Origin of the sequence: Flavonifractor plautii ATCC 29863, from assembly GCF_000239295.1 — a bacterium.
GTDB classification, from domain to species: domain Bacteria; phylum Bacillota; class Clostridia; order Oscillospirales; family Oscillospiraceae; genus Flavonifractor; species Flavonifractor plautii.
In genome coordinates, this window is sequence record NZ_JH417793.1 from 1 (window position 1) to 3,074 (window position 3,074).

Here is a 3,074-nt window from a genome sequence, read left to right on the forward strand (position 1 = left end):
TTCAGATGTCCAATATGTATTGTAGTCCTACAGGTTATATCCTCAGATTGCAATCCCATTGTGGAAAACCTGCGGCTGTTTTGGTATAATTGGATGACTATAACGGAGCATAGGGGCGGATGTCCGCATCCGCCCACTGACAAAGGAGAGACCTGCATGTTAAAGGGAAAAACTGTGCTGCTGGGTGTCACCGGCGGCATTGCATGCTATAAGTCGGCCGGCTTGGCCTCGGCCCTGGTGAAGCAGGGGGCGAACGTCCAGGTACTCATGACCCGAAACGCCACGGAGTTTATCGGCCCCCACACCTTTGAATCCCTGACGGGCAACCGGGTAAGCGTGGACACCTTTGACCGCAACTACCAGTTCCAGGTGGAGCACATCGCCCTGGCCGACCAGGCCGACCTGGTACTGGTGGCCCCGGCCACGGCCAACGTTCTGGCTAAGCTTGCCCACGGCCTGGCCGACGATATGCTCACCACCACCGTTCTGGCCTGTGACTGTCCCAAAATCGCCGCGCCCGCCATGAACACCCGCATGTATGAGAATCCGGTTACCCAGGATAACCTGGCCCTCCTGCGGCGGTACGGCTGGGAGATTGTGGAGCCGGCCAGCGGACGCCTGGCCTGCGGGGCCGTGGGGAAGGGGAAGATGCCGGAGCCGGAGGAGCTGCTGGAGACGGTGCTTCACGCCCTCTCCCATGCCAAGGACATGGAGGGACTGAAGGTGCTGGTCACCGCCGGCCCCACCCAGGAGGCACTGGATCCGGTGCGCTGCCTGACCAACCACTCCACCGGGCGGATGGGCTACGCCGTGGCCCGGGCCGCCGCCGCCCGCGGGGCGGAGGTGACGCTGGTGTCCGGCCCCACGGCGCTGAAGAAGCCCGCCTATGTGGAGACGGTGGACGTGGTGTCCGCCCAGGACATGTTCGAGGCGGTCACCGCCCGCGCCCCGGAGCAGGACATCATCATCAAGGCCGCCGCGGTGGCCGACTACCGCCCGGCCCAGGTGGCCCAGGACAAGGTGAAGAAGGGGGAGGGGGAGCTGTCCATTCCCCTGGAGCGCACCCGGGATATCCTGGCCTGGCTGGGGGAGCACCGCGGGCCGGGGCAGTTCCTGTGCGGGTTTTCTATGGAGACCCGGGACATGGTGGAAAACTCCCGCAGGAAGCTGGAGAAGAAGCACCTGGATCTGATTGCCGCCAACAACCTCAAGGAGCCGGGCGCGGGCTTCGCAGTGCCAACCAATCTGCTCACGCTGATCTCCCCCCGGGAGGAGCTGGAGCTGCCCCTCCTCACCAAGGAGGAGGCCGCCCACCGTCTGCTGGATGAAATCCTGAAGCTCCGCTGAGCCGAAAAAACCGGCGCACCCGTCAGGGTGCGCCGGTTTTTTTCAGCTCAGATAGGACAGAGGGTTAACAGAGGTGCCGTTGATCTTCACCTCAAAGTGGCAGTGGTTGCCGGTAGAGCGGCCGGTGGAGCCCACCTTGGCGATGGGCTGACCCTGGTAGACCTTGTCGCCGGCGGAAACCAGGACGCTGGAGCAGTGGCCGTAGTAGGTCTGCTTCCCGTTGCCGTGATCCACGATGACCAGATTGCCGTAGCTCCACATGCTGCCGGTGGCCCGGCCGGCGAAGACCACGGTGCCGCCATCGGCGGCCGCGATGTTGGTGCCGTAGGAGGTGGCAATGTCAATGCCGCCGTGGTAGCTGTAGGAGCCAAAGATGGAGCGGTAGCCGAAGTAGGAGGTAATGCGCCCGTATACGGGCCAGATAAAGTAGCCGTTGGGCAGCCAGGAGGGGCGCACCTTGGTGCCCACAGCGATGACCTTGTTGGTGGCCTCCCGGGTGACCTGGGTAGAGAGCACCGTGCGCTCCTGCTCCACGCCGTTGAGGTAAGCGATGTCCGCGTTGACGATCTGCTCGCCGGGGACGCCTGCATCCAGCACCTTGGACTCGCCCTGGTACATGGAGTCGTCCTGTACCTCCACCACCGGGCACTCAATGGACTGGGTATAGGTCACGTTATCCACCGTCTTGACGGAGAGGAAGGGAATCTCCTCCTTCACGTTGAGGAGCTGGCCGATGTAGATACGGTTAATGTCCACATCCGGGTTGAGGGCCTCCAGTTCCGACATGCTCATGTTGTTGTCAAAGGCGATCTGCATGAAGGTGTCGCCCTTCTGCACCTCATAGGTGGTCTGGCCGTTGGTGTTGGCGGTGAGGGTGGCCAGCATGGCCGCCGGGTCCTGATTGACATCGGAGGGGGTGTACTCGTGGGTAATGTAGACCCCGGAGGTAAACTCGGCGGACATTGTGTTTTCATCTACATAGGTAGCCTTCACCTGCTCCAGCACCCCATTCAGGGTCTCCCGATCCTGGGCCGCGCCGATGAACTGGCCGTTGACGGTGAGCACATAGCTCTTCATTACCTCGCCAATCTGGTCAAAGAGGTAGGTCTCAAAGTCCGCCACGGGGGTGATGGACTCCCGCTCCGTCAGGGCAGGGGCGTAGGTCACCGCGCCGTCCATGGTATAGTCGTAGCCCAGAATATCGGTGGCACGGCTCTCCACCCGGTCCACCACATCCTCAAACACAGAGGGGCTGGTGACGGTGCCCAGGGCCACGCCGTCCACCTCCACCACATAGCTGGGAGTGTAGACAGTGCCCACCACAGCCGCCACGCCGATGACCACGGCGGCGGCCAGGAAATGCAGGGGATTGATCAGCCGGCGGCCGCCCGCAGTGGCGGCGTCCAGCCGGCGGCGGAGCGGCTCCACGCGCTGCGCCAGGGCCGCGGTACCCGCCTCCCATCTGTCCCGGAGTTGGGCCAGGGGCGGCCGGATGGCCGAAGACTCCTCCCGGGGCGTATGCAGAATTTCGTCCATGAGGGAAACCCTCCTAATTATTTGTTCTTGCGTAAAAGAAGGCCCGCGAGGGCCGAAAGGTAACAGTCAGAAACGAAAAGTTACAAATGGTTACAAGGCGTATCATACACGCTTTTTGCCAAAAAGTCAAGACTTTGACTGGAAAAGGCGGGAATCCGCGTGTAGGACTACAATACATATTGGACATCTGA

Annotated in this window: 2 protein-coding genes; one reads left to right on the top strand and one right to left on the bottom strand. The window is 62.1% G+C overall.

The features are described from left to right. The first annotated feature begins 156 nt into the window (after positions 1–156). The gene (gene coaBC / locus HMPREF0372_RS10805; protein ID WP_007492163.1) at positions 157–1,347 is read left to right on the top strand and encodes a bifunctional phosphopantothenoylcysteine decarboxylase/phosphopantothenate--cysteine ligase CoaBC; all 1,191 of its coding nucleotides are present in this window, start codon (positions 157–159) and stop codon (positions 1,345–1,347) included. A gap of 42 nt (positions 1,348–1,389) precedes the next feature. Here coaBC and HMPREF0372_RS10810 read toward each other — a convergent pair whose 3' ends face one another. Beyond that, on the bottom strand, positions 1,390–2,883 hold the full coding sequence (locus tag HMPREF0372_RS10810; protein WP_007492164.1) for a M23 family metallopeptidase: 1,494 nt from the start codon (positions 2,881–2,883) through the stop codon (positions 1,390–1,392). Between the last annotated feature and the right edge of the window lie 191 nt (positions 2,884–3,074).

What these genes read in the sequence shown, in the direction of transcription:
- HMPREF0372_RS10810 (WP_007492164.1), bottom strand. Translation starts at nt 2,883, where the DNA reads ATGGACGAAATTCTGCATACGCCCCGGGAGGAGTCTTCGGCCATCCGG.
- coaBC (WP_007492163.1), top strand. Translation starts at nt 157, where the DNA reads ATGTTAAAGGGAAAAACTGTGCTGCTGGGTGTCACCGGCGGCATTGCA.